Annotated in this window: 32 protein-coding genes; 7 read left to right on the plus strand and 25 right to left on the minus strand. The window is 38.0% G+C overall.

Going from position 1 to position 24,771, the window contains the following annotated elements:
- From BUB37_RS20495 to BUB37_RS20570, 13 genes are all read right to left on the minus strand, one after another.
- On the minus strand, positions 1 to 273 hold a 273-nt coding region (locus BUB37_RS20495; RefSeq protein WP_072995824.1), incomplete at its 3' end, for a transposase.
- Positions 274 to 546: 273 nt separating this feature from the next.
- A complete protein-coding gene (locus BUB37_RS20505; protein WP_139278158.1) occupies positions 547 to 939 on the minus strand; it encodes a hypothetical protein in 393 nt (130 codons plus the stop codon).
- A complete protein-coding gene (locus BUB37_RS20510) occupies positions 936 to 1,403 on the minus strand; it encodes a hypothetical protein (RefSeq protein WP_072995830.1) in 468 nt (155 codons plus the stop codon). The genes BUB37_RS20505 and BUB37_RS20510 overlap by 4 nt, the downstream gene beginning before the upstream one ends.
- Before the next feature lie 99 nt (positions 1,404 to 1,502).
- Positions 1,503 to 1,877: a hypothetical protein gene (locus BUB37_RS20515; protein ID WP_139278159.1), complete on the minus strand. Its 375-nt coding sequence runs from the start codon at positions 1,875 to 1,877 to the stop codon at positions 1,503 to 1,505.
- Positions 1,878 to 2,346: 469 nt separating this feature from the next.
- On the minus strand, positions 2,347 to 2,874 hold the full coding sequence (locus BUB37_RS20520) for a hypothetical protein (protein ID WP_072995833.1): 528 nt from the start codon (positions 2,872 to 2,874) through the stop codon (positions 2,347 to 2,349).
- 146 nt (positions 2,875 to 3,020) lie between these two features.
- Entirely contained in the window at positions 3,021 to 3,962 is a 942-nt protein-coding gene (locus BUB37_RS20525) for a hypothetical protein (RefSeq protein WP_139278160.1), read from the minus strand.
- Positions 3,963 to 3,971: 9 nt separating this feature from the next.
- Positions 3,972 to 4,364, minus strand: a complete 393-nt coding sequence (locus BUB37_RS20530) for a hypothetical protein (protein ID WP_170863203.1) — start codon at positions 4,362 to 4,364, stop codon at positions 3,972 to 3,974.
- Positions 4,345 to 4,665 carry a hypothetical protein gene (locus tag BUB37_RS20535; RefSeq protein WP_072995839.1) on the minus strand — a complete coding sequence of 107 codons (321 nt, stop codon included), beginning with the start codon at positions 4,663 to 4,665 and terminating at the stop codon, positions 4,345 to 4,347. The genes BUB37_RS20530 and BUB37_RS20535 overlap by 20 nt, the downstream gene beginning before the upstream one ends.
- Positions 4,666 to 4,910: 245 nt before the next feature.
- Positions 4,911 to 5,282: a hypothetical protein gene (locus BUB37_RS20540; protein WP_139278161.1), complete on the minus strand. Its 372-nt coding sequence runs from the start codon at positions 5,280 to 5,282 to the stop codon at positions 4,911 to 4,913.
- A gap of 86 nt (positions 5,283 to 5,368) precedes the next feature.
- Positions 5,369 to 5,818 carry a hypothetical protein gene (locus BUB37_RS21525; protein ID WP_139278162.1) on the minus strand — a complete coding sequence of 150 codons (450 nt, stop codon included), beginning with the start codon at positions 5,816 to 5,818 and terminating at the stop codon, positions 5,369 to 5,371.
- Between the two features lie 1,345 nt (positions 5,819 to 7,163).
- Positions 7,164 to 7,589: a hypothetical protein gene (locus tag BUB37_RS20555; protein WP_139278163.1), complete on the minus strand. Its 426-nt coding sequence runs from the start codon at positions 7,587 to 7,589 to the stop codon at positions 7,164 to 7,166.
- A 26-nt stretch (positions 7,590 to 7,615) separates the two neighbouring features.
- Positions 7,616 to 7,852 (minus strand): hypothetical protein, encoded by a 237-nt coding sequence (locus BUB37_RS22035; RefSeq protein ID WP_450088426.1) that lies wholly within the window; start codon positions 7,850 to 7,852, stop codon positions 7,616 to 7,618.
- Positions 7,853 to 8,542: 690 nt separating this feature from the next.
- Positions 8,543 to 8,959, minus strand: coding sequence for a hypothetical protein (locus BUB37_RS20570; protein WP_072995852.1), 417 nt, complete (start codon positions 8,957 to 8,959; stop codon positions 8,543 to 8,545).
- Between the two features lie 517 nt (positions 8,960 to 9,476).
- On the opposite strand from BUB37_RS20570, the gene BUB37_RS20575 reads away from it, so the two are divergent.
- The 4 genes from BUB37_RS20575 to BUB37_RS21530 all read left to right on the plus strand — a co-directional run bounded on the left by BUB37_RS20575 (position 9,477) and on the right by BUB37_RS21530 (position 11,678).
- A complete protein-coding gene (locus BUB37_RS20575; RefSeq protein ID WP_072995854.1) occupies positions 9,477 to 10,397 on the plus strand; it encodes a hypothetical protein in 921 nt (306 codons plus the stop codon).
- The gene (locus tag BUB37_RS20580; RefSeq protein ID WP_072995856.1) at positions 10,398 to 10,847 is read left to right on the plus strand and encodes a hypothetical protein; all 450 of its coding nucleotides are present in this window, start codon (positions 10,398 to 10,400) and stop codon (positions 10,845 to 10,847) included.
- A gap of 170 nt (positions 10,848 to 11,017) precedes the next feature.
- On the plus strand, positions 11,018 to 11,425 hold the full coding sequence (locus BUB37_RS20585; RefSeq protein WP_072995857.1) for a hypothetical protein: 408 nt from the start codon (positions 11,018 to 11,020) through the stop codon (positions 11,423 to 11,425).
- A gap of 4 nt (positions 11,426 to 11,429) precedes the next feature.
- Complete coding sequence (locus tag BUB37_RS21530) at positions 11,430 to 11,678, plus strand: hypothetical protein (RefSeq protein WP_139278164.1); 249 nt, start codon at positions 11,430 to 11,432, stop codon at positions 11,676 to 11,678.
- 1,044 nt (positions 11,679 to 12,722) lie between these two features.
- Here BUB37_RS21530 and BUB37_RS20605 read toward each other — a convergent pair.
- From BUB37_RS20605 to BUB37_RS20665, 12 genes are all read right to left on the minus strand, one after another.
- On the minus strand, positions 12,723 to 13,148 hold the full coding sequence (locus tag BUB37_RS20605) for a hypothetical protein (RefSeq protein WP_139278165.1): 426 nt from the start codon (positions 13,146 to 13,148) through the stop codon (positions 12,723 to 12,725).
- A 26-nt stretch (positions 13,149 to 13,174) separates the two neighbouring features.
- Positions 13,175 to 13,558 (minus strand): DUF3592 domain-containing protein, encoded by a 384-nt coding sequence (locus tag BUB37_RS20610; RefSeq protein WP_072995865.1) that lies wholly within the window; start codon positions 13,556 to 13,558, stop codon positions 13,175 to 13,177.
- A gap of 540 nt (positions 13,559 to 14,098) precedes the next feature.
- Positions 14,099 to 14,890 (minus strand): hypothetical protein, encoded by a 792-nt coding sequence (locus BUB37_RS20620; RefSeq protein ID WP_072995868.1) that lies wholly within the window; start codon positions 14,888 to 14,890, stop codon positions 14,099 to 14,101.
- 10 nt (positions 14,891 to 14,900) lie between these two features.
- Entirely contained in the window at positions 14,901 to 15,290 is a 390-nt protein-coding gene (tssD, locus tag BUB37_RS20625; RefSeq protein WP_072995870.1) for a type VI secretion system tube protein TssD, read from the minus strand.
- 426 nt (positions 15,291 to 15,716) lie between these two features.
- On the minus strand, positions 15,717 to 16,658 hold the full coding sequence (locus BUB37_RS20630; RefSeq protein WP_072995872.1) for a hypothetical protein: 942 nt from the start codon (positions 16,656 to 16,658) through the stop codon (positions 15,717 to 15,719).
- Between the two features lie 12 nt (positions 16,659 to 16,670).
- Positions 16,671 to 17,057, minus strand: coding sequence for a hypothetical protein (locus BUB37_RS20635; protein WP_072995874.1), 387 nt, complete (start codon positions 17,055 to 17,057; stop codon positions 16,671 to 16,673).
- Positions 17,054 to 18,130 (minus strand): hypothetical protein, encoded by a 1,077-nt coding sequence (locus BUB37_RS20640; protein ID WP_139278166.1) that lies wholly within the window; start codon positions 18,128 to 18,130, stop codon positions 17,054 to 17,056. Before BUB37_RS20640 ends, BUB37_RS20635 begins: the two co-directional genes overlap by 4 nt.
- Positions 18,108 to 18,497 carry a type VI secretion system tube protein TssD gene (tssD, locus tag BUB37_RS20645; RefSeq protein ID WP_072995877.1) on the minus strand — a complete coding sequence of 130 codons (390 nt, stop codon included), beginning with the start codon at positions 18,495 to 18,497 and terminating at the stop codon, positions 18,108 to 18,110. Before tssD (BUB37_RS20645) ends, BUB37_RS20640 begins: the two co-directional genes overlap by 23 nt.
- Positions 18,498 to 18,540: 43 nt before the next feature.
- On the minus strand, positions 18,541 to 19,893 hold the full coding sequence (locus tag BUB37_RS20650) for a DUF5458 family protein (RefSeq protein ID WP_072995879.1): 1,353 nt from the start codon (positions 19,891 to 19,893) through the stop codon (positions 18,541 to 18,543).
- An 18-nt stretch (positions 19,894 to 19,911) separates the two neighbouring features.
- Positions 19,912 to 20,364: a hypothetical protein gene (locus BUB37_RS20655; protein ID WP_072995881.1), complete on the minus strand. Its 453-nt coding sequence runs from the start codon at positions 20,362 to 20,364 to the stop codon at positions 19,912 to 19,914.
- Between the two features lie 122 nt (positions 20,365 to 20,486).
- A complete protein-coding gene (gene tssD / locus BUB37_RS20660; protein WP_072995883.1) occupies positions 20,487 to 20,873 on the minus strand; it encodes a type VI secretion system tube protein TssD in 387 nt (128 codons plus the stop codon).
- A gap of 380 nt (positions 20,874 to 21,253) precedes the next feature.
- Positions 21,254 to 22,288, minus strand: coding sequence for a PKD domain-containing protein (locus BUB37_RS20665; protein ID WP_072995884.1), 1,035 nt, complete (start codon positions 22,286 to 22,288; stop codon positions 21,254 to 21,256).
- A 56-nt stretch (positions 22,289 to 22,344) separates the two neighbouring features.
- On the opposite strand from BUB37_RS20665, the gene BUB37_RS20670 reads away from it, so the two are divergent.
- From BUB37_RS20670 to BUB37_RS20680, 3 genes are read left to right on the plus strand one after another with little or no spacing between them, the layout of a single operon-like run.
- Positions 22,345 to 22,983, plus strand: coding sequence for a C40 family peptidase (locus BUB37_RS20670; protein WP_072995886.1), 639 nt, complete (start codon positions 22,345 to 22,347; stop codon positions 22,981 to 22,983).
- Entirely contained in the window at positions 22,984 to 23,892 is a 909-nt protein-coding gene (locus tag BUB37_RS20675; protein ID WP_072995888.1) for a hypothetical protein, read from the plus strand.
- A 7-nt stretch (positions 23,893 to 23,899) separates the two neighbouring features.
- Positions 23,900 to 24,766 carry a TssN family type VI secretion system protein gene (locus BUB37_RS20680; RefSeq protein WP_139278167.1) on the plus strand — a complete coding sequence of 289 codons (867 nt, stop codon included), beginning with the start codon at positions 23,900 to 23,902 and terminating at the stop codon, positions 24,764 to 24,766.
- Positions 24,767 to 24,771: the final 5 nt, after the last annotated feature.

Here is a 24,771-nt window from a genome sequence, read left to right on the forward strand (position 1 = left end):
GCGCAAGGCGTCCTTTAAAAAATCGTTCTCGACCTTTAACTCCCCGATGATCTTGAGCAATTGATCGTTCTTTTTCTCGGCCTCACTCCGCTTATCGGTCTTGCTCTTCTCGAAAACCGTTTCCGCACCGGACAGGAAATCGCGCTTCCAACCGCTGATCTGTGTCGGATGTATTTGGTATTTCTGGGCCAGTTCCGCAAGGCTATGCCGCTCTTTCAAGGCTTCCAATACTACCTTGGTCTTGAATTTCGATGTGAATTTTCTTCGTGTCATATTCAGTAAATTTAATGATTAAACTTACTGTCCTAAAATTTGGGGTATCTACACATCATAAAACCGAACTATTTCATTGTCATCGTTTTCAAGCCCCATAAAGTCCTTGGACAGGCGAAACCACGAAGGGGGGCGAAGGTATATTCTTGTACCGGGAACCAAGGTTAAACCCTCATTTGTTTTATCGCTGATAATAGATTTTTGGGAAGAACAGAGCGATGTACAAAGAAAAAATAAGGGTAAAACAAGATATCTAAAATTCATACCAATCACCTAAAACTCTTGAAACCTGTTCTTTTTCTTCTTTGGCAATGAAAACCCCGCTTTCTTGATAAGTATTGTATCACTTACTACACTATCCAATAGAATTTCACTTGAGCTCGGGTTCTCAGAAGAATACCTAACTCGATAAAAGTGATTTAAATACAATTTTTTATTTTCATAAAATGGTGATGTTGAATGATACTCCTTACCTGTAACATAATATTTATAGACCAAACTTGGACTAGCCGTAGCGGTTCCTCCATCAATATCATATACGTAGCCAATTGTGTATTTTTCATGTTTGGCAATATCATATTTAGACCAAACTGTTATTGCCACCAATACCCCTACAAAAAGTAAAAATAGCAATAGGCTAGAATATTTATTTTTCAATAAATTCAATTCTCTTTAATTTTTTTAGAAGCAGCACCTATCGTAATTTTTATAGTAGACTTTCCTCCTTGTGCGAAAATGTCACCAAGACCAGGAGCAAAGGTGGACAATGGTTTTCCAACGCCTTCAGTAAATGAACTACTAGCTTTATATTTTAAACTACCAAAAACCATGTTAGTAGTAAAATCATTTAAATTGTTTGTACCATAATCGTTTTTAGATTTCCAGTCATATGCAGATTTTATAACGACACCTCCATAATTACTAAAAAAATCACTCACTCCTACATCAAATTTGTCAATTTTTTGCAAGTTCCCCCAACCCCATTCATTATCTGTCAACCCTATTGTCGTATATTGTTCCAATGCATTATAAGACCCATTTATTAATATCTTTCGTCCCGAATTAATAGCAAAAGCCTTGCCCAAGGCAGGAGCTGAAGATTGTCCTGCTGCGATCAAATTGTTTTTCATACGGGATACCTTCAAATTTTTAACGTACCAAATACTAGAATGTTTTTTTTTAAGCTAAAACTGAATGTAGTAGAATCATAAACACAAAAAGAACATATACTATTCTATTTTGCTTTTTAGCTTGAAGCCCGCCGCTTCAACGGCCTTGGGATCGGTAATCATTTCGTCTAAAAGTATCTCATTTATTTCAGGGTTTTTACTTGAGTATCTTACCTTGAAGTATTTGTTGACCAAAAATTGATCTATATTTCCTCTATCGTAAGTTGCTCCTTCTATTTTTTTGTTATCCACATAAAATTCATACATGGCATAAGTAGAAGCATTCTGGTACTCAAAATGAGTAAATTTACCAATGGTATAAGCCGAATAATATTTGAAATGATAAATTGACCGAAAATATTTGAACGAAAAAAAGCAAATGACTAATACCAGCAGTAATTTCACCGGTTTTTTGGAATTTAACCAATTCATCATTTTTTTACTTCTTTTTTAATTTCAACTTCAATAGCGCTTTTCGTACACTATTGGTCCCAATTTCAATCGTTTATCCAGTGCTTCTTCCGACCCCGTCCCAAGTGTGATTAGCCAAGAGGCCTTTAAAAGTCTCTATATACGAGTCAATTGTTTTTTCCCGGGGACATGGAAGAAGACTTCCGCCAGTTCCTCCTGTCCATCGATTTACCATGAGCCACTACAATATCTCTTTATCCGGTCGTGGCAATATCCAACTCACTTTTTATTCTCTCTTTTCAACCAATGTCGGCCTCTTTCTTTGCTTTTTATCCGTTTCCTTTTTTGAGTATGTCCCTATACCTAAGAACCCTTTTTAAAAACGCCCAAATTACCGCAATATGAACCATGGGATAAAGTATCTTAAAAAAGAAATCCTCAAAGTTATAATGGGAACTAAAAAGTTCCGTATAGAAATTTATCACATTTCCACTCAAAAAAATAATGACAAAACACTAATTCCGAACCCAATGATGGAAGTAATATATTCATCTTTGGCGATAGTTTTATAGACCCGTTTTTTAGCCCTTGAATTTTCATGTGGGATGCACTGCATTATTGCATCAAAATTTTCCAATTCCAAACTACTTATTTCGATAGAACCACCATGTACATCATAAAGTGTTGCGACGATATGGAAACTTTTGGAATAATGGAAATACTCTGAATGCCACCCCACAAACTCCAAATCACGGAATTTTAGTACTTCCTTTTTCGAAAAAAATGAAGAAACGCTAATGGCATTGTTTTTAACGACAACCATCTTGAAACTCCTAAAAAGCCAAAACGACATAACCCCCGAAAACACCCAGGCGATTATGATAAATAGGACCATCATTCCATTGGGACCTCCACCACTTGATGATCCCGACGAGAGTAAAATACCCCAAAAAAAGCCTGTACAAAAAACAAAGGCCAAGACCAGGAAGAAGTTTGGGACGCCCACTTTATTTTTATCCATAAAATTTAAAAATACAACTTAGGTGGCTATACACGAAGTAAAATTTAATAACGCCCAAGTGGTTTGAGTTATTATCAAACACCTAAAACTATAAAAATGGCGCACCTCACATGATAACAATTCACAGGAACAAAAAAACGAACAGTCTATTGGAAAAGTACCGTTGCGGTCAACTGATTGAATTTTTCCATGTTCTCCTGATAGTCTTCTTTGGCACTTCCCATTATGACAACCGCTCTTCTACCGTCATTGATCGCCGTAAAGACCATCCGGGTTTCCTCTCCCCCTGATACGCCATATACCAACTCTTCATAGCATTCGTAGCCATTGATTTTATCCTTGGACGTTCGTCTTCTATCGGTAACCTTGAACCCTTTCTCAATACTAGCGTTTATGATATTGTCAACTATAGGTTTTAAATTAGGGGCAGGGGAATCAACTAGCATTTGGTTTATAACATATGAAGAAGAGTTTACATCTGTAGGCTGCTCACCGTTTTCAGTAAAGTGAAATATCCCATTACCCTGAAAAAATAGTTTGAAACGACTTTTTTCTGTATTGATGGAAAAAAATGCCCCTTCCATTGGGCCGATTTCACGATCTTTGTCATATACAATGCTCTTAAAAGAATTTATTAGATCGGAAATCTTGGTGTCGTTGTCATCGTTTAGTATAGCGACCGCTATCACGGTAAAATCAGTGTCACCAAAAACCAAAGTTACTGCCCTCTCCCCATAGTCACTGTTGGTGACGAGCTTTTTCCCCGGATACTTGTCAATCGTTATTTCCTCAAAGTCATAAACTATTGCCCCAATGTCCTCATACGCTTCTTTTGAGTACTTATAGGAGCCCACATTATAGTCCTTTCCAAACACATCATAAAACCGAACTATTTCATTGTCATCGTTTTCAAGCCCCATAAAGTCCTTGGACAGGCGAAACCACGAAGGGGGGCGAAGGTATATTCTTGTACCGGGAACCAAGGTTAAACCCTCATTTGTTTTATCACTGATAATAGTTTTTTGGGAAGAACAGAGCGATGTACAAAGAAAAAATAAGGGTAAAAAAATAATATATCTAAACTTCATGCCAATCACCTAAAACTCTTGAAACCTGTTCTTTTTCTTCTTTGGCAATGAAAACCCCGCTTTCTTTATTTCGATGGTATCAGTAACGGGTTGGTCCAATAAAATCTCACTCCAACTTGGGTTTTCTAAAGAATATTTTACAGGGTAGAATCGATTTTTATACTTCGAAAAAGAACCTTCAATTTTTTTACTGCTACTGTACAATTTGCCTCCCACATAGTAATTGTAAAAAAGACTTGGGGAAGATTTAATTAAATTTTGGACACCGCTGACCTTACCAACAACAATTTCGAATTGTTTATTTATAGTATGCCTTTTATAACTAACATAGGCTTGAGCAGCAATTAAAAAAAAGACAACAATTAAAAAGGGAATATATTTTTTATTTATCTTTTTTTTCATCATCTGAAGTTATTGAGCGTATCCCTACAGTAATAAGAATATTTCCTGTTTTATCTACCATTGCACCAATGGGTTTAGAGAAATTTTCAATTGGGGTTGAAACCAAATCACCAAACTTTTTACCAGTATACCCTCCCAATCTGCTTTTACCATAGTTTAACATAGATTCATCAAACGTATTGATTGTAAAACCATTATCAAAATCAAAGACAGAGCCCAAAGTGGATGCCGCTGGCTTGGACAAAGCTGTAGCCAAACCTATATCCCCCCCAATCCAAGTGAGACAATCCAAATTTTTCATCAATCCCCTCGTTAACTAAAATATTGGAAACGTACTGATCACCAAACTCCGAAACTCCATTAACCATAGCAACTCTTCCAGAATTTAATGCAAAAGCCTTGCCCAAGGCAGGAGCTGAAGATTGTCCTGCTGCGATCAAATTGTTTTTCATACGGGACACTTTAATTTAGAACGTACCAAATATTAGATTATTTTTTACGCTAAAACTGAATGTAGTAGAATCATAAACACAAAAAGAACATATACTATTCTATTTTGCTTTTTAGCTTGAAGCCCGCCGCTTCAACGGCCTTGGGATCGGTAATCATTTCGTCTAAAAGTATCTCATTTATTTCAGGGTTTTTACTTGAGTATCTTACCTTGAAGTATTTGTTGACCCAAATACTATTTACCTCTTTCAATTTAGTTGAGCCATCATATTGACGACCTTCAACAAAAAAAATAAAGTCTGCATAAGTGGATGCATTTTGGTGTTCAATGGAAGTACATTTCCCGATAGTATAAGTTGAGTAAAATTTGAAATGATAAATTGTGCGAAAATATTTAAATGAAAAAAAACAAATGGCTAATACCAGCAGTAATTTCACCGGTTTTTTGGAATTTAACCAATTCATCATTTTTTCCATTTTTTTTACTTCAATAGCGAGAAAAAGGTCTTATTGTAAGCTTCCCATAATTATTTAAGATATAGATGTTATTCTCTCTAATTCAAACTAAAACCAGCCTTCTTTATTGCAACGGTGTCCGTGACTGGATGATTCAGCAACAGTTTACATTCGTTGATTTTCTTACTTGAATATTTTACCTTAAAGTACTTATTAATCAATGATTCATCAATATCTTCTATAGCGGTAGCTCCTAATACTTTTCGAGTACCTATATAAAATTCAAAAAACACAAAATTTGAAGAGCTTTCTTTTTGAATTGATATACATTTTGCTATACCGTAAGTATCTAGACGATTACTTCTTGAGGTCTCTAACTTATATGAATCGGAATTTTCATTAGAACGAATAACCGCAGGATAAATCGCTATAAAAAGAAAAAAGATAAGATATAAAAAGACAAGATAAGTACCTTTGCCTCGTTTTTTCCTATCCAAATGTTTAAATTCTTGTAAAAACCCTTTCCACTTGTCCTTGTACAAAAACATATAATAGTGAATTACTAAAATAAAAAGACAAAAAAATAAAAAATACAGCTTACTTATTCTTTGAACCCCAAAAAGAATACAGATTGAGATGTACACTAAAGAATGTGGAATAGCTAAAAAAATCGCCGCAGTATAATGGGCTGTTGGCTTTTCACTACTATATGAAGAATACCACCTGTATATAATGAAAAAAAAATACCTTAAGTATTTAGGAGGCCGTATTTTCTTAAGCCAAACTTCCATTAAAATTTCATTTTGTGAATATTTACGCTTGGGGCCACATAGGTGTTATCTATTTTAACCTGTCTTTCTTCTTTATATAATACAATGAACCCGCTTTCCATAGGAGGCATATAATCTATTTCAAATTTTAAAGATTTACTCCCATTATTTTGCTATTAACCAAAAGCTAACAATTAGCATTCCTAAACTAACAAATATGTAAAAAAATAGATAAACCGATTTTTTACTGTCAATTGGTGTATTCTCAAATTCTTCAATATAATTAAGGTGCTTGTCTTTATAAGAATAGAACAACTCTACAAGATAAAGAAATAAGAATGCAACAATCGCAAAAGCCCATCTTCCAATACCATCGAAAAAATAGCCCCATAAATCAACATCGAACCCTAAATTTAGTAAATCAATAAAAAAAGAAATTGCACCCCATGCGTAAAAGCCATGGTTATTGAACTGGATAACTTTGGTGTGGAATTATTTGTTGCTAATGCATAAGTATATAAACTATAATAGATAAATCTTAAAAGTTTGGGGGGTGTAGTAAAAGTAAGGACTCCATTAATATCTATTATCGAAAATCATTTTTCTTTTTGCCACTCGCAAATTATCTTGATTACCGCGTGTACTTCAAAGAAAGATTTGTTTCAAATTTTAATCAAAGCAACTCTAATTCGATAAGTCTATTCCAAGGAAAATTTTGAAAAAAATAGGATAGAACGCTAAGAAAAAACACACAAATAAATATAGAAAAAAATGAAAATTCCTATTTTCTTCTTCAAGGTTTCGAAATTCATTTATAATAGCTTTCCATTTATTGTTTTTATAAAACAATAAATAACTTAATCCTAAAAAGGAAAAAGAACAAATTAAAACATGATGGGGTCCAACATTCTTCAGCAAATTAATCCCGAAAGAAAACTTAAGAACATAGGAGAGCGTAACAATAAGAAATACGAACTGCGCCATTAAGGTTAGCGCAGTGCCTACTAATGCAGAAAACTGGGCATCATTGTCCCAAAGACTCCGAGAGAACTTGTACTGGAGGTAAAACATATACCTATAAAACTTAAGAGGCCGCATCGTGTTAACTATCTTAGTTCATAAGTCAATTTACAATCTCCAAAGCACTTAAATCGGCTCCAACTCTTTCATAGGTAGCGGTATCCACTTTATCGGGTTGTTTTATGACCATTAGACTGTCCCTGAATGTTACTATTTCATATAGCGGTTCGTCGTTGGAGTAAATAAGGTTATCAACGATTTTGTAGGTTGAACGGAAGCCTATGCCCACCTTGTACTCGATCAATTGTCCCTGACCGTCAAAGACCAGATAAAAATGGTCCATACCGTCCCCGTTCTCAGTTTCGTCGTTCAATTCCTCGGTGACGTCGACTCCATCGATGCTCATGGTAAAACCCCGTTCCGGTCTCGAACGGCGCTCATAGTGCCAAATACCTTTTATATCAACTTCATTTTCTTGGCACGAAACGGCCAAGGGTATCAACATAATCAAAACAATGAAGCACCTCATTTGTTCTCAGGGTTTATAATTCGCAACTATTTTACAAACTCGACCGTGGTTTTGTATTTCTCGTATTTTCCCAAGTCTATTCGGCTATACTGAGGATTTTCGGAAGAATAGTATACAGGAAACTCTTTGCCCACACAGCCTTTTTTGCCGTTGTCGCACTTAAAAGGACTAACACCTGTCGACCCAATATATTCCTTATCATCCACCCAGTAACGATATTTTAAACCATATCTAGCTCTTGTAGAGTGGTAAAATTCAATTATCTCCCCAGTTGTTTTTTTTGATTGTCCGCAATATCATATTGTTTATAGACTATATACAATAGACATAACACCTAAAGTGAGTACAGGAGGCTACATACTTTTTTTATGTAGCACCTACCAATAGAGTAGATAAAACTCCAACATCTCCTCCAAACGAGGCCAAACCATGTTGATTGACCAGGACATAGTTAAAACTATATTCACTTCACATAAATTTCATAAAGAATATGATCCTCGATTGTTCGAAAACGAACGCTATCTGTACTTACTTCTTCATATAAATAATCTTTAATGTAACCTTCTAATGAGTGATTACCCCTCTTATTAAACTTAATACCGTAAATAATAAATAGAGAATCGTGTATTCTTGCGAACGTATCGATTTTTTTAGTTTGGAATTCTGAGAAATCCTTCGAAAGCTTATCGGTATTTGCAAAATATAAATTTACAAAATGAGTTGTTTTAGATGTCTTCTTTATGGTATCAAACTTGGATTTATAAACAATATATCCTTTTATAGAATCCTTTAAGGCTATAGTGTCCGGTAATTTAAAGTCCAAATATCTATTCCCGTCCAAGACACGAAAATTTTCACTAATCCTTGGTGAAATAACTTCCTCCTCACTTTTATTTCTTTTGCTTTGATTATCCTTACAACTGTAACAGATAAAGCCAAAAAGAAATATGAATTTAATAATCGCCCTTATGGAATATTTCTTCTGCACGTTCTTGGTTCTTTTTATTTTCTTTGGAAATCAAATCTTGTGCCTTTTTTAATATTTTCTTTTTCAAGATAGTATCTCTCATTTCCTGCACGCCAACATAATACAATTCATCATTAAAAGGTTCCACTACAGGTCGAACTCGTTTGAATCTATATAAAGTATCCACCCCCTTTTTAAGCCCAAGGGAATCTTGGTTGGGGTGGGTCAAAAAATATTCTTTTTCGCGTGGGGTCAAATTTCTAAACTGAGTATCCTTTGAGACCTCTTTTTGCATAAACTCTTCCTTTAATATTTCTATGGCTTTCCCTACATTATTACCTTGCTCGGTACCGCCGGTAACCATCTGAACCGCTTTTATGCCATATTTTGCCCAATTATCCAAGTTTTCCCAGAATTATATGCCTGCTCCCCTAAAAAGGTATATCGAATTAATTCATATCACAATTGATTTTACCCTTACGAAAATATATAATTTTCAACCTATTAAAAACTTCACAGGACATATGTGGCATTTTTTCCGACCTTTATAATCAATTTAATTCTTGGCCGCTTTATCGAAAAAGTGCTAGTAAAGTGCTTTATTTTTTTATCTTTATTTCCGATAAAATGTACTTTTTTAATGGACGAAGACAAATTCAATGAGCTACAAAGGTTCTTAGAGAACCAAGCGACCCTAGCTTGGTGGAAAACGCAAAGAGACCCCTACGCTTTTTCTACCGTTGCGGACACCCTTGGACACAATCTTGAATTGCAGTTATAAGCCAATAGTAGGGAATTGGATAAAGCCTTGACTCTTTTGGCCCAAAAAAGTATAAACGAAGAACTTTCCTCTTCTTTTGACCCCATTGATTTTAGCACCTATATAAGAGCTAGTCAAGAACCTGGGTATATGGAAGTGTATGTTGGCGAAAAAATGGGTGTTAGTACCAGAAGACACGTGTGTTGAATTTTCAGAAACCAATACCACTTTCTCCAATGGCAGTACAAGCAATGGTTTTAAGGTAACGCTCTACGAAGAAGGCACCAACAATTGGGCCCAGTTTGAACACAGCCATAGCCTTGAGGATTACGAAAGTCAGATGAGTGCAATCATGGGCCATGAAGTAGATGTACAGTTACAACCAGTCCAATACCAAAATAAGGATACAGGAGTTTGGGAAGCGTACGGCCGACCAACCATGAACTTCATGCAAAAACAAGTAGGTTTTGCGGACGATATGATCAATGCACCCTCAATTATTGCCGGAGATGCTTTCTTACGGCAACCGGGCAGTATAAGGTGCAATTTTACTTATAAAGTTAGCAAAAGTGCAGAAAAATTGGGCAGCACCATAAAACCGGGTGTAATGAATACAAAGGTACACGACCTGGCCAAATTGGCGCGTAAGGGTAAATTAGCCAGCCTAGGTAGGCTTACGAAGCCCTTAGGACCCGCAGCGAATATACTAACCGCGGGAGTTATTTACGATGAAGTTTTTGTTAGTAATAAATGGGATGCACATACTATAGTAGATGGGACCTTGCTCGTTGTTGGTGTTATAGCTGCTGGCGCTGGAGCCCCTATTGTATTGGCCGGTATTGCGGTATATGGTATTGTCGATTATTTTTTTGATATCGGGAAAGGTTTGGACCGAACCATAGGCAGGGATTCCGGTTTATGGGACGATAGTGTTCAACAAGCCCCAGTAGACCGCGAGGCTCTTTTTCAAAGGGCGGTCGATCGTTTTGAAAACTATAATCTGTGGGAGCAGACCAAAATTGAAATAGATAATACCATGGTTAAAAAACCTTTGATACAAAAACCATTAATTAAAGGGTAAATGAAAGCTATTCTTAGATATTTATTGGCCTCTTGTTATAGTTTCTCACGAAGGTGGGTCAACCCCAAATACGGTGGAGATGTGATGTGGACTACTGTTCATGGTTTTTTGACCCCTATTAGTTTTATTGCAGTGGGAATATATACTGTAGTTTTGAATTTCACCGGTGCTAATAAATGGTACGATGATTCATGGCCTTACATTTTAGGAGCTGCATGTATAATGTTGCCTATTGGTTATGGATTACAAAAACCTACGCGTAGAGCTCTATCTAATTGGGGAATCATAAAAGAATTTAAAACCTTAACTAAAAAGCAACGAAGGTCTAGAAATACAATGGCTTTTTTGTTTTTCTTTTTTGGGTTTATCTGTTTTTTTACCTTACTTATAAATCAGGTATTATGTATCGTTCTCTTTAATGGTTCACTTATATATACGATCTGGCTCTAACCAAAATGATATTGGGGTATTCCTCATTCTGAAATTTTAAATTTCTTTCAAAAAATGATTTCAAGCACCTACTCGGTTACTAAAAAAACATTTCCGTGAGACTGAATTAGAGCCTAATAACCGCACCGAGATAAAAATGTCTAGTACAAAAACTCACATTAAAAGGTTAAATGAAAACTGTTCTTAGATATATACTGGCATGTAACTATAGTTTTGCAAGAAGATGGGTAAACCCTAAATACGGGGGGGACGTGATGTGGACTACTGTTCATGGTTTTTTGACTCCTATTAGTTTTATTGCAGCAGGAATTTTTGTTTTTTTTATTGGCATAACCGGTATTAAAGATTATTCCAATTCCTCATGGCCCTATATTTTGGGGCTAGCTATGGTTATGTTGCCCATAGGGTATGGGTTACGAAAACCAACTAAAAATGCCATTTTCAAATGGGGTATTGAAAAGGAATTCAAATCGTTATCAAAAAAACAGCGTCGCAAAAGGAACACGGTAGCTTTTCTGTTCTTCTTTTTTGGTTTTTACCTCTTTATGTATTTAGGCATAAAATATATTGCGCCTTGAATATATGAAAGCTATTCTTAGATATTTACTGGCCTCTTGTTATAGTTTCTCACGAAGGTGGGTCAACCCCAAATACGGTGGAGATGTGATGTGGACTACTGTTCATGGTTTTTTGACTCCTATTAGTTTTATTGCAGCAGGAATTTTTGTTTTTTTTATTGGCATAACCGGTATTAAAGATTATTTCAATTCTTCTTGGCCCTATATTTTGGGGCTGGCCATGGTTATGTTACCGAGGTATTATCGATTTTAATTTGATTATCTTCTCAATAAAAATCAAGAATGCTATATTCATTAGGTGGATCATTAAACCATACTAAATATAAATGACCTAACCTGGTTTGCTCATACTTACCAACATAGGGAGAGGTAGCCTGGATAAACGAAAGCGTAGCCCTAAAAACAACGATAAGCCCCATAAATAAACAAGTAATATTTTCCCAAATTACGTTGCTTCTCACTTTCCCCTTCAAATTCATTAAGAATGTCCTTCCATTTACCTTGACAATAAAACAATAAATAATTCATACCAAAGAACAGTAACAAAAACAACACGATTAATAAAGGGTGTATATTTATAAAATATGATCCAAATAAATCAATATTCAATATTACCGCAAATCCAAAGAGAAGGAAAAAAATGAAAGACACCCGTGAGTGCTATTACCATCAATGAAGAGAAAGCAGGTTGAATGTTGCCCCATTTTTTAGAAAGCACATGCTGCCTATAAAAGAAATAACGGTAAAATTTTGGGACATGAAGTCTTTTTAACCACTCCACACCCCTAGTTTTTTTTAACAGATCCTTTGGCATATCAACCCTAGTGTTATCCCTCTTAACCATACGTTCCTCCAAGTACATTTCTTTTAGTTGTTGTTCCAAAGAAGGTTTAAAACCTACACCAAAATATCGGGACTTCATTCTTAGTAAACCGCTTAATTTTTCAAAATATCAACAAGGAACAATGATATTAGCATTGGTGTTAAAATACCTAGGACAATATATAAAATATTAAAAAGGTGGTCGTAAAAAAGACCCAAAGACCAATTAAATGCAGTGTCGACCGGACCCCTTTTTAATTTCTTATTGAAGATTGAAAAAATACCACTATACACCACAAAGGAAAATAAAGGATTTATTAAAGTTAGATAGAAAAAATCCCTTTTTATAAAATATAAGCTAACCCCAATTAAGAATATCGAACAGGTTATTGCCAATATCAAAATAAAACTCTTTTTATTATCTAGGATATTTCGATAAAACAAAAACATCCCTGGGACTATCTTAGTTCATAAGTCAATTTACAATCTCCAAAGCACTTAAATCGGCTTCAACTCTTTCATAGGTAGCGGTATCCACTTTATCGGGCTGCTTTATGACCATTAGGCTGTCCCTGAATGTTACTATTTCATATAGTGGTTCGTCGTTGGAGTAAATAAGGTTATCAACGATTTTGTAGGTTGAACGGAAGCCTATGCCCACCTTGTACTCGATCAATTGTCCCTGACCGTCAAAGACCAGATAAAAATGGTCCATACCGTCCCCGTTCTCAGTTTCGTCGTTCAATTCCTCGGTGACGTCCACCCCATCGATGCTCATGGTAAAACCCCGTTCCGGTCTCGAACGGCGCTCATAGTGCCAAGTACCTTGTAGATCAACTTCATTTTCTTGGCACGAAACGGCCAAGGGTATCAACATAATCAAAACAATGAAACGCCTCATTTGTTCTCAGGGTTTATAATTCGCAACTATTTTACAAACTCGACCGTGGTTTTGTATTTCTCGTATTTTCCCAAGTCTATTCGGCTATACTGAGGATTTTCGGAAGAATAGTACACAGGAAACTCTTGGCCAACACAACCTTTTTTGCCGTTGTCGCATTCAAAATACGAAACTCCTATTTCCCCTTGATATTGATTATCTCCAATACTATATTCATACTTCAAACTATAACGTCTCATATTGATTGATTCAAAATCAATCACTTTTCCAATCGTTTCTTCTTTATGTTCACTGATGTTTTTTTGCATAAAGTATTGACGACAAATTCCAACAAGAATAATCAATCCAAGAATACCAAGAATGACCTTGACCCTGAACCTTTCTTCTTTAAATTTATTCAGAATGTTCATTTACGATCAATTTAGTCCCAGTTTGACCTGCCAAAGCAAAGGTCATTCTAAACGCCTTGACAGCTCCTGAATTACCTAAAATTGTTGATATTCACATAATCTATGATAAATATCGATAATATATCAGTTGATTTTTTTTTTGAATATTTCATGACATTTCAATCCTAATAAGTTTTAAAAGGCCAATATCAAAACCCAAAAAGAAATAAAGAAAACTACTGTATAAATGATAATGGGTTTGTAGTTTTCCGAAAAGTCATGTTTTTCGGAAAATTTCACAGGATCAAAAAAATAATAATACCTAATACTAAAAACCAAATAAAGTAATAAAAAGAAACTTATTTTTTGTGATTTGGAGTACTGTTCGGTATGAATATCAGCACCTAAAAGTTCTAAGATTTTTAATATAGCCATAATGTGCATTGATAACATTATGACCAGGTAAGACACGGAGTACATAGTGGGAGTATCACTATTAAATCTATTTTTGTAAGCGAAATATATCTTTATAAAAATTTTATCTATTAAAATCATAATTTATTACCATTCACCAAATCGTCTAATACCATTATCCATCTCTATACCATAAGTACCCTTTTCAGGAACTGTCATCCGCATGATAGACCATGACCCAGAAATTATCCATCCGTGAGGAGGTACAAAAGCAATAACACCCATTAAAATGTCCATTGCCTCTAGAGCAGTTATTTCACCATCTTCATAGGATTCCATAGTAGTAAAAAGAAGGCCTACACCGTTTGCAACATGTCCCAAATTTTTAACACCTTTAACTAACTTTGCATTGAATTTAAATTTCTTCGCCGCCTTAGCCACTTCTTCTGGCTTTACTTTTCCTCTTCCCCCCCCATTGTATTTTGGAGAACCGTCAGGATTTAATTTGTATTCCCTAAGTTCTCCTTGAGCATTAAACTCTCTCGAAAGAAAGGTATCGTTCTTTAAGGCCTGCAATATTTTATCAAAATCATATATGGTACCAGACGCACCTTCAGAAATCCCGTATAACAAAATAGCTCCTTTAATTAAGTCTTCGCCTTCTATACCATTTATCTCAGAAGTGATAGGTTTTAAAATTTGATAATTTATTAATCTAGGTTTTACCATGGTATTATCCCTTGCCATGGTCTGCATCTCCCTGAATTTTTCATTAGCTTTTACATTTTTAAGCCGCATCCTGGCCTTCTGACTCAACTTTTTATTTGGCTTAGGTTTTGTCTCATTATCATCACTTTCGGAATCCAACAATAAAGATAATTTTTCTGCTCTTAAGACACTTTCTAAACCTTGACGCTTTCTCAATCTTGTAATGTGCATAGCGGTATTCTTACTCCCCCCAACGGTTCTCAAAGACCATATCACCGATTTTAATCGTCTTGGCCGAAATAACGATACGTTTCTGCATGGGCACGTCGTCAATGGCGTCAAATTCTTCCTCCAAGCTTACACAATAGGCCTTGGTAAACTCAACCCGCTGCAATTGCGACATGGCATCGCGTTTAAAGAAGATGATCGTTCCGTCCTTGGTCTGATCCGAGGAAGACATCCAATGGAACAGATCGAATTTACCCTGGGATTCCAAGGTAACCATGATCTGGCCGCCCAAGGGCTTTCCGGCAGGTTTGCCCGTAGAATCCATGGGTTGTTCAAAATTATAGGTACAGTGCAGGACATTATAATCCTGCCCATCGATAATCATCTTTGCTAAAAAAGACATAGGTATGGTTTTTTTTGTGTTTTTAGAATTTTAAAAACGGGTTATTAGCTTTGTTCGTAATCGATATCCCATTCGGCACCTTCATCCCCTGCTAGCGCTCATATTTTACGAGTGTGGGCCATGCTATTGATATAACCTAAAATACAATCAACTTCAAGCTGCCATATTTTTAGTTTCTATTTGTGCTTACTCTGTACGGCACTCGTTGCAAACGAGCGCTAGCTAGAGGTCTTTGTGGGATTTGGGATCGCCTGTTACTTACGTCTCTGGTTGTTGTAGGTTTGAAGACCGTCCACGGTTAAAAACAAGGAAGGTTGGGAAACGGGACCTACCTAATAACAGTTATGTGGTAGTCGGTAACGCCTTATAGGCAGCCATAAACTTTTTTAACTGATTTTTTTGTACGAAAAGAGGTTAGTCTTCAGTCTATTTGAACAGTACCGTTTCAGTCAACTGATTGAACTTTTCCATGTTTTCCTGAAAATTTTCTTTAGCACTTCCCATTATGACCAATGCTCTTCTCCCATCATGGATGGCAGTAAAGATTATCCGGGTTTCCACACCTTCAGATTCTCCATAAACCAATTCTTGAAAACTATCATAACCATTGATTTTGTCCTTAGATGTTTGCATTCTACTTACAACCTTAAACCCTTCTCCCATACTAGAGTTTATGATGTTGTCAACCAATAGGTTTAAATTAGGATTAACAGGATCAACCAATACTTGGTTTATAACATATGAAGGAACATTTACATCGCTTGGCTCCTCACCATTTTCCGTAAAGTGAAATATTTCATTGGACCGAAAAAATAGTTTAAAACCACTATTTTTTATATCAATGGAAAAAAATGCCGCTTCCATTGGACCGATTTCACGATTCTTGTCATATTGAATGCCCTTAAAAGAGTTTATTAGATCGGAAATCTTGGTGTCGTTGTCATCGTTTAGTATAGCGACCGCCATCACGGTAAAATCAGTGTCACCAAAAACCAAAGTTACCGCTCTCTCCCCATAGTCACTGTTGGTGACGAGCTTTTTCCCCGGATACTTGTCGATCGTTATTTCCTCAAAGTCATAAACTATTGCCCCAATGTCCTCATACGCTTCTTTTGAGTACTTATAGGAGACCACATTATAGTCCTTTCCAAACACATCATAAAACCGAACTATTTCATTGTCATCGTTTTCAAGCCCCATAAAGTCCTTGGACAGGCGAAGCCACGAAGGGGGGCGAAGGTATATTCTTGTACCGGGAACCAAGGTTAAACCCTCATTTGTTTTATCGCTGATAATAGTTTTTTGGGAAGAACAGAGCGATGTACAAAGAAAAAATAAGGGTAAAAAAATAATATATCTAAACTTCATGCCAGCTACCTATTATTCTTGAAACTGGTTTCTTTTCTTTTGTGGTAAAGAAAATCCCGCTTTTTTGATTTTATCACTATCAATAACTTGAAGATTTTGTTGTATTTCAGCCCAGTTGGGGTGTTCTGACGAATATTTTACCCAATAAAACTCTCCTACGCGAACATCATAATCAGAATTTATATAATCACTATTGTCATATTTTTTACCATCTACATAATAATAATAATAAATTGCAGGACCAGATGACGGTCCATTCATAGAATCAAAAACGTAACCTATAGTATACTCCGAATTATTTTTTACACTACTTTTAATATATTGCGTAATACAAATTATAATTACCGCAGAAATTCCTACAAATAAAAGTGTACCTTTTTGACTCTTGGTAAGCGTCATTTCTCGGAGGTTTTATATTTATTTTGAGGTTGATTTTCATCTTTAATCTTTTTCTTCCCAGTAGATATAATCGTTTTCAAGGTAAATAATCCTCCAATGTTAAAAACCTCTCCTATAGACCCTCCAAATTGGGACATTGGTTTACCTACTGCAGAACCATATGATTTACTAGCTTGATTACTTAGTCCACTGACAACCATATTCTCCGAAAATTCCTTGAAATCGTTCTTATTAAAACTTTTTTCAAGTGTATAATCAAATTCCGATTTTAATGGTGTGCTGGCAAAACCACCAATTGCTGTAGTTACACCCAAGTCAAACAAATCCATTCTTCGTAAATTATTCATACCCCACATATTTTTTGAAATACCCGTAGAAACATATTGCTCTCCAAAATTGGAAGCCCCATTAACAGCAGCTACCCTACCTGAATTAAATGTAAGCGCTTTTCCTAAACCAGGTACCGAGTATTGACTAGCAGCATATAAAAGAGGTATCGCCTCTACAGCCCCTACGACAGCTACAGGAAAACCCAAAACAACTTTAATAATCGATTTTTCATCAACCTTATCGTAGGCCGCATATATTTTAGCATCTTCCTTTTCACTAACGGTTATCTTAATCATATGTGCAAAGAGCTTTGCCGAACCCGATATGATATCTCTTATTTCCTTACTAGAAATACTAAATTCCCTAACCCTTTCATAAGTACAATAAGAAGTATAAGAGTATTGAGTATTTATGGGGACTTCAACATAGTCAATGATAAAATATCTATTATAACCAAGGTTATTCCTACGAGGAGTTTCCGCTCGGATCCGATCACTCTCAATTTCTGTAAAATACCAGTCATAAGTTTTTGTAGTAGTTCTTTTCAACTCGGCTTTCAAAAAACGCTGAAGACCATTAGCCGCTGCATTTTTAATTCTCTGCTTGTCGGCCAAGGTCAACTTTCCCCTTTTGGATAAGCGCACCCAGGTCAAAGATTTATTGATCTCGAGCTTTAACCTTTGCTTTTTAGCTTTTAAAGAATTGGCATCCATAACTGTACTACTCCCCCCAACGGTTTTCAAAGACCATATCACCGATTTTAATCGTCTTGGCCGATATAACGATACGTTTCTGCATGGGTACGTCGTCAATGGCGTCAAATTCTTCCTCAAGACTCACACAATAGGCCTTGGTAAACTCTACCCGCTGCAATTGCGACATGGCATCGCGCTTAAAGAAGATGATCGTTCCGTCCTTGGTCTGGTCCGGAGACGACATCCAATGGAACAAATCGAATTTACCCTGGGATTCCAAGGTAACCATGATCTGGCCGCCCAAGGGCTTTCCGGCAGGTTTGCCCGTAGAATCCATGGGCTGTTCGAAATTATAGGTACAGTGCAAGACATTATAGTCCTGCCCATCAATAATCATTTTTGCTAAAAAAGACATAGGAGTGGGGTTTATGTGATTTTAGAATTCAAAAAACGGGTTGTTAGCTTTGCTCGTAATCCGTATCCCATTCGGCGCCCTCATCGCCTTTTTGCCCGTCCATCTTGATCAAGAAGTTTTTGGCGGGGAAATACGGTTTTAGACGTACGTCCAAATAGATACGGTCTTTTTGGTTGATATCTTGCTCAAAACGACGGATCTCGAAATTCTCGATCAATTTACCCGGACCGGTAATGCCGTCCAAAAAGCGGACAATCTGGTTTTGGATCTCCTTTCTGGTCTTGGCGTCGAAGTTTTCAAAGGCCCTTCGGTTCAGGAAGTCCATCAACACTTTGGTCACATAGTCGAAAACACGTACTACCGAATAGGTCTGCAGCCCAAGGTTGTCGCCATTGAACAAGGTCTTGGCCGAGAAGGCCATTACCTTACCGTATTCGTTGACCATGGGCACCAATCCCAAATTCTCCAAATTGGCGATCTCACTTTTTCGAAGGTCGAAACGCACCCCGTCGACCTCGCTCAGCCCTCCGTGTTTTTTACCGGCGGTTACCTGAGACATCAAGGTCTTGTATATTTTACCGGCCAAGGCTCCGGAAGGGGGTACGTAAACGTCTTCCTCTTCCCCGACTTCGTCGTATTTGCCCCTGCCGACCAACCAGTTACAGGTCATAATGGTATTGGACAGGTAGGTGTCGCCGCTCGCCAAGTTGGCACTTTCGAACATTTCCATTACATCGTCGGGCTCGTCCAAGTGCGCAAAGTCGGTAACCAAGGTCACTTTGTTCTCATGGGCCAGTTTTGCCCACTTGTCCACCACCGATTTCGAGCCCAGATACCCCGGAAGCACCATAAGGGAATAGTTCTCTCTCAGGTCCAAACGGTCGTATTTCGATTCCAATTCTTCCCGTATGTAATCAAAGAAGCGCGTATTGTCCAAATCGGTCAATTGGTCCAATTCGGCATTGATAACGGTCACGTTCTTTAGCGAAGGCATATCGGTGTTTTTGTAGAAAAGGGCCACGGAACGGTAAGATGCCTCCAGCTCGCGCGTCTCCTCCAGGGCCCGCTTAATGTTCTTGGTATAGGTCTCCTGCGATTCCTTGGCCTTGTCATCGGCCGCCTGTACCAGTTCTATGATATCGTCGCCCGATTTTAAGGTATCGGACCAAAGCGATAAAATCTTTAACAGCGATTCGCGCTCCTGTTTTTTATTGTTTTCGGTAAGGAACATTTTTCGACGCGCCTTACGATCGGGGTTGAGGTTCTGAACATCGTCTATAGCGGATTCCAAGAGATCAAAACCTCCATATTTGGCAAGATTATCTGATTTTTCCTTGATTTGATCAATAAAGGGCTTGTCACTTAGCTGTGATGACTGTTTTTGTTTATCGGACATATTTGGAGTAGAATAAGATTATTTGGCATTTTTGATTTCCTCGATGAGCGCATCAATGGTCTCAACCAAAGATTGTTTGGCTTCCGGATCTTCCAATGCCGCCTTTAATATTTTATTGGTCTTCAATTGCTTGATGATCTTTTTGTATTGATCGCTCTCAATCTCCAACTCTTTTAAGAATACGCTGTTATTGGTAATTCCCTTTTTGCCAAAATCACCTAAGTTGGTAAAGGCGAGTTCTTCGTTGAAAACACCGCCATTCTTATCTTCGAACGGGATGTTCAACTTAGGTTCAAAATGCTCAAAAGCATCTTCGATGGTCTTAAGTCCTTCTACCGCCTCGGGTTTGACCGGCGCATTAGGGGTCAGCTTACCAGCAATTAAAGTTCTATTCTGTGGTATTTCGGTAAGGGCTTCGTTTGAATCGCCCTTCACCTCATTGCCTCCTATACCAAGATTACCTATAGCCATATATTATAATTTTATTTTCTAAATTTAAATAAAAAATAGTTATACGTACAATGTATACGACATTAAACGTAAAAAGGAGGCGTTAGATTGCCTCCTTTTTTTCCAATTTGTAAGTATTATGGTTATACCCATTCGTTGATGTGTTCACCACCTCCACTGGCCAATTCCTTGGCCGAAATGGTAAACGACTCTGTCAATGGATTCTGACCGGTAGCATCAAAGTTTTCCTTGTACTTGATCAGGTAACCTTCTTTGAACTTGATTTCCTTAAGTGTGGCGTCGGTATCGCGTTTAATAAAAACGATACTGCCGTCCTTTCTTTCAAAGTTGTTGGTCATCCATTCAAAAAAACCGGTTTCCCCATTGGACTCAACGGTCACATTGATCCTGCCGCCCCGGGTAACCGAAGAAGGCCTTCCTGTCGGATCTACTTCCTGGTTCAAGTCGTAAGAACAATGTAAAACGGTAAACTCTTTTCCCGCAACTTTCAATTTTGCTTTAAAAGCCATAATAAATAAATTTTGTTGGTAAATAATACCAGATTAATAGTTAAATAACGTTACATAAGAACGCCCCTAAACTATTGACTATCACCAAAATTTGCAATTTTTTTCGATGAAATGCGAAATCGAAAACCCCTCACAAAGCACAGCAAGAGCCTGAAAAACCTAATAAACACCAGTGTTAAAACCAGATTTGCCCTGCCCCTCGAAAAGTAGGTTGGAAGAGTCGTTGAACTACTTTAAAATCCGAATCGGGAGCCCGTAAAAAACACCAATACACACCCGTTTTTTCTCTCTAGGCCCCTAGGTAAAACCATATGTATTTTTAATTTTTTCTTGTTAAAAAAGTAAGAAGCGCCCCATTGGACACGTGTCGCGAACCTGCCTTAGAACGTTTTCCAGAACAGTCCCTTTTTGGTTCGCATATCAATGGTCATACTTTTTACGCAACCCGTTTTCTTATCCTTGATCATTTTTATACTCTTGATCTCAAGCTTGTTCACGTCCCTGATTTCCTTAAAAAACTCGCTGACCGTAAACCGGTTCCCCGTTTTGTTGAAGACGGGTATATTGCTGTAACAAAAGTAATTTCGGATAGACACGTCATCCAAGTTTCTCGAGGAATAGGACACAAGCATTTGTTGCATGTCATCATTGGACACCTCAATTCGGCTGGCCACTTCTTCCTCCTTCTTTTTTTCCGCTTCTTCGGCGGCCTTTTCCTCGGCCTTGGGCTTGTCCCTTATCTGCTCTTGAAGAACCGTTTCGATCGGATCGATACGGGTAATGCTAGCCCTTCGTTTTCGGCTTTTCTTTTCGGGCAATACGGTAATGCGTTGCTTGGCCTCGTGGCGTCTATCGCCGTTCACGACCAACAGGACGGTCTTTTCACCAGGGGTCTTGTACACATACTTTTCGGTACGCTTGTTGCCATCTATGGCCATCGATTCGCCAAAGCTCCATTGCCACGATTCGGCGAATTCGGAATCGTTAGAGAATTCGACTTCCTGGCCGACCCTTACGTATTTGGGAAGGATAATATTCGGGATCCGTGCGGGATCGATCAAATCTTTCTCCTTTGTAATGACAATTTGTTTGGCCACCTCGCATTGCCCGTTCATCCTTAGCGATACGGTGTAGGTACCTTCCTTGGTAAACTGGTGCAAAACGTTCGACCTGAATTTTTTGGGAATGCCCTTGCCAAAATCCCACTCCCACTCCACACCGGAGGGGTCTGTACTTTTAAACTCTATCAAATCGGCCGTGGTATACGAATCGGCGATCATTTCAAAATCGACATGGCTGCAATCGACCTTACTGTTCAATCTAAATGACAAAAGCCCAAGACCAAAAATCAGCAATACTAAAAAGGAGATATATACGTTTTTGTCAAAGTGGGTTTTAATCCTTTTATGATTCATAATTAATATCTAATTTTCGATTGTCGTTTACACGTCTAAAAGTACTATTCATTCTGATGAAATTAAAACTTGCAATTACCTTAGTTATTGTGTTGTCGGTATCCTGTTCGAGAAAAACGTTTCAAAATGAGGATTACGCCTACTACAAACGTGAAATGGAGAAATACAAAAGGCAATCGACGAACAAGGAAGCTTCACCAGAAAAAACGGTCAACATAACAAAAAAGCCCCCCGTCAAAAAGTATTTGACGGCCGAGGAAAAAAAAAAGTTCGCACAACTATTGGGAGTGGACGAGGAATCGATCCGGAACGAAAAGCTGTATGCCGCCATCAAGGAGTGGCTGGGCACCCCTTACGATTGGGGAGGAGAGTCGAAGAACGGGGTCGACTGCTCGGCCTATGTACAGGCCATTTACCGCAAAGTTTACGGCAACGAGCTTCCAAGAACCTCTGTGCAACAGTTCTATTTTGATACCGACAGTCATTTTAAAAACCAGAAATACCTAAAAGAGGGAGATTTGGTCTTTTTTCGGCTCCGTAACGAAGATCGGGTCGTCTCACATGTGGGTATTTATTTACAAAACGGTAAATTCACAGGCTCAAACTCGCCTCGAGGCGTTGAGATCGTAGATATCAACGATCCCTATTGGCAAGACAAATATGTGGCCTCTGCCCGACTTTTAAACATGAACTAAATGAAAGATTCCCTTGAAAACGACATACGCCAAGAGGTATTCAATCTAGATTTTGACCTGAAGGCCGAAAGCCTGGTTTCCTATCTCAATAAAGAGGATACCCAATTCGACATTTCGCTCAACGATTTCTTTAAACGTCGTTTCAGCAAGGACATCACGGGCATCGAAAAGGACAGTTATCGGGACAATACCTTAAAAATAAATTTAAGCCGTAGGGGCTTTTACAACATTTTGCCCGAACGTTTCTTTCATTCCACCTATATTAGTACTTCTTTTGTAAATACCATGGTGGCGGACTACCATAGCCGAAAAATCGAAGAGGAGAATGCCCTGAAGTTTTTCAAACCCTTGGAAACCGAATTCTTTCTTCACCGTGTCGACATTGAAACTGCCGAAAACGACATTATTAAAGCCTTGGGAAGTCCGAAATTGGTCGATTTTTTGATGGATCTGTGGAAAATGGACGAAAAGATCCCCAAACGGATGGCGGCCAAGATTTTAAAGACCATGCCGTTCATGTATAAAATTGCCGGAAATATTCCGTTGTTAAAAAAGGTTTTGGAAAACATAATCGAAGAAGATATAGTAATTGAAAAGGATTTTGCCTCCGCGGGCCTACCGGTCGCCGACGAACCATGGCAGCTGGGCGTTAACATGGCCTCCTCGGGAAAGGCCAAGACTTTTCTGCCCAAGTATATTTTTACAATGAACAACATTAGCCGCCCCGAACAAATCGAGGATTACCTGCCCGATGGAAAAATAACGGCGGTGGTCCGTTTCTTTTTGGAGCACACGCTGCCCCATGAATGCGATTTTGAAATAAATTTCAGCTTACCTAAGCGCAAGACCAAATTTATAATGACAGAGGATGCCTATTCGGGCAGACTTGGAATATCGGCAACAATTTAACACCCCCATGATCAGAAGTTACTTTAGAAAATTCATAAGTTTCGAATCTATAATGCCCTTTGCCATTATTTTGGTAGCGGTGGTCCTGGCCCTTAACTTTTTGGCCTCCAAGACCCCGGGGTTCAAAAAGAGACGCAAAAAATACTACATCTACCTCGCCGCCCATATAGCGATCATGGCGCTGTTCGTGGCCATCGTATACAACCTAAAACAGTCGTCGGTGCTGTTGCGGTACTTCTCAATGCTCGGTTTTGCCTGCATCATGGGAGTGGCAAACGTATTTTTCTATAGGTTTGTCTTTGAAAAATTCGACACCCACAAACTGCTTAAAGAATTAGTGTTTTCCCTAATTTCAGGGCTGACCCTAGTGGTGCCCGTTATAATGATCGCGGCGCATTTCAACGACATCCAATACTTGCCCTATTACTTTTTAGTGGTGGCCGCCTATGCCTTTCCCACCAGTCTTTTTATGCTGTACCAAACGGCCGTGTCTATCCCGGCCAAGCTGTACACAAAATGGTACTACCCCATGGGCAACAAGTACGATTCGCCGAAGCACCACGAGCTCAACAACATGATCGTACTCAATTTTATGTTCTATAAGAACACCAACTCACCGAACATGACCAGCTTCAAGGCCAAGGCACCGAAAGACATGGCCTTTGGCAGGCTGTTCTATTTTTTCATCAACGATTACAACCACAAAAAAACGACCACTAAAATCGAGATCACATCCGATACCGGCGATCCCCATGGATGGTATTTTTACAACAAGCCCAAATGGTACGGGACATCGAAACACATAGACCCGGAACGCACCGTGGAAGAAAACAACCTAAAAGACAGCGATATAGTCGTTTGCCAACGCATTTAATACAA

Source organism: Pseudozobellia thermophila, assembly GCF_900141855.1.
GTDB lineage: Bacteria > Bacteroidota > Bacteroidia > Flavobacteriales > Flavobacteriaceae > Pseudozobellia > Pseudozobellia thermophila.

Coding starts and splice junctions, on each gene's coding strand:
- BUB37_RS20555 (WP_139278163.1), bottom strand. CDS start 7,589: ATGAGGTGCTTCATTGTTTTGATTATGTTGATACCCTTGGCCGTTTCG.
- BUB37_RS20530 (WP_170863203.1), bottom strand. CDS start 4,364: ATGAAAAAAAAGATAAATAAAAAATATATTCCCTTTTTAATTGTTGTC.
- BUB37_RS20635 (WP_072995874.1), bottom strand. CDS start 17,057: ATGACGCTTACCAAGAGTCAAAAAGGTACACTTTTATTTGTAGGAATT.
- BUB37_RS20515 (WP_139278159.1), bottom strand. CDS start 1,877: ATGATGAATTGGTTAAATTCCAAAAAACCGGTGAAATTACTGCTGGTA.
- BUB37_RS20655 (WP_072995881.1), bottom strand. CDS start 20,364: ATGGCTATAGGTAATCTTGGTATAGGAGGCAATGAGGTGAAGGGCGAT.
- BUB37_RS20585 (WP_072995857.1), top strand. CDS start 11,018: ATGAAAACTGTTCTTAGATATATACTGGCATGTAACTATAGTTTTGCA.
- tssD (WP_072995877.1), bottom strand. CDS start 18,497: ATGTCTTTTTTAGCAAAAATGATTATTGATGGGCAGGACTATAATGTC.
- BUB37_RS20525 (WP_139278160.1), bottom strand. CDS start 3,962: ATGAAGTTTAGATATATTATTTTTTTACCCTTATTTTTTCTTTGTACA.
- tssD (WP_072995883.1), bottom strand. CDS start 20,873: ATGGCTTTTAAAGCAAAATTGAAAGTTGCGGGAAAAGAGTTTACCGTT.
- tssD (WP_072995870.1), bottom strand. CDS start 15,290: ATGTCTTTTTTAGCAAAGATGATTATCGATGGGCAGGATTATAATGTC.
- BUB37_RS20675 (WP_072995888.1), top strand. CDS start 22,984: ATGAAAGATTCCCTTGAAAACGACATACGCCAAGAGGTATTCAATCTA.
- BUB37_RS20580 (WP_072995856.1), top strand. CDS start 10,398: ATGAAAGCTATTCTTAGATATTTATTGGCCTCTTGTTATAGTTTCTCA.
- BUB37_RS21525 (WP_139278162.1), bottom strand. CDS start 5,818: ATGTTTTTGTACAAGGACAAGTGGAAAGGGTTTTTACAAGAATTTAAA.
- BUB37_RS20620 (WP_072995868.1), bottom strand. CDS start 14,890: ATGCACATTACAAGATTGAGAAAGCGTCAAGGTTTAGAAAGTGTCTTA.
- BUB37_RS20670 (WP_072995886.1), top strand. CDS start 22,345: ATGAAATTAAAACTTGCAATTACCTTAGTTATTGTGTTGTCGGTATCC.
- BUB37_RS20575 (WP_072995854.1), top strand. CDS start 9,477: ATGTTGGCGAAAAAATGGGTGTTAGTACCAGAAGACACGTGTGTTGAA.
- BUB37_RS20535 (WP_072995839.1), bottom strand. CDS start 4,665: ATGAAAAATTTGGATTGTCTCACTTGGATTGGGGGGGATATAGGTTTG.
- BUB37_RS20650 (WP_072995879.1), bottom strand. CDS start 19,893: ATGTCCGATAAACAAAAACAGTCATCACAGCTAAGTGACAAGCCCTTT.
- BUB37_RS20605 (WP_139278165.1), bottom strand. CDS start 13,148: ATGAGGCGTTTCATTGTTTTGATTATGTTGATACCCTTGGCCGTTTCG.
- BUB37_RS20680 (WP_139278167.1), top strand. CDS start 23,900: ATGATCAGAAGTTACTTTAGAAAATTCATAAGTTTCGAATCTATAATG.
- BUB37_RS20540 (WP_139278161.1), bottom strand. CDS start 5,282: ATGATGAATTGGTTAAATTCCAAAAAACCGGTGAAATTACTGCTGGTA.
- BUB37_RS20630 (WP_072995872.1), bottom strand. CDS start 16,658: ATGAAGTTTAGATATATTATTTTTTTACCCTTATTTTTTCTTTGTACA.
- BUB37_RS21530 (WP_139278164.1), top strand. CDS start 11,430: ATGAAAGCTATTCTTAGATATTTACTGGCCTCTTGTTATAGTTTCTCA.
- BUB37_RS20510 (WP_072995830.1), bottom strand. CDS start 1,403: ATGAAAAACAATTTGATCGCAGCAGGACAATCTTCAGCTCCTGCCTTG.
- BUB37_RS20665 (WP_072995884.1), bottom strand. CDS start 22,288: ATGAATCATAAAAGGATTAAAACCCACTTTGACAAAAACGTATATATC.
- BUB37_RS20610 (WP_072995865.1), bottom strand. CDS start 13,558: ATGAACATTCTGAATAAATTTAAAGAAGAAAGGTTCAGGGTCAAGGTC.
- BUB37_RS20520 (WP_072995833.1), bottom strand. CDS start 2,874: ATGGATAAAAATAAAGTGGGCGTCCCAAACTTCTTCCTGGTCTTGGCC.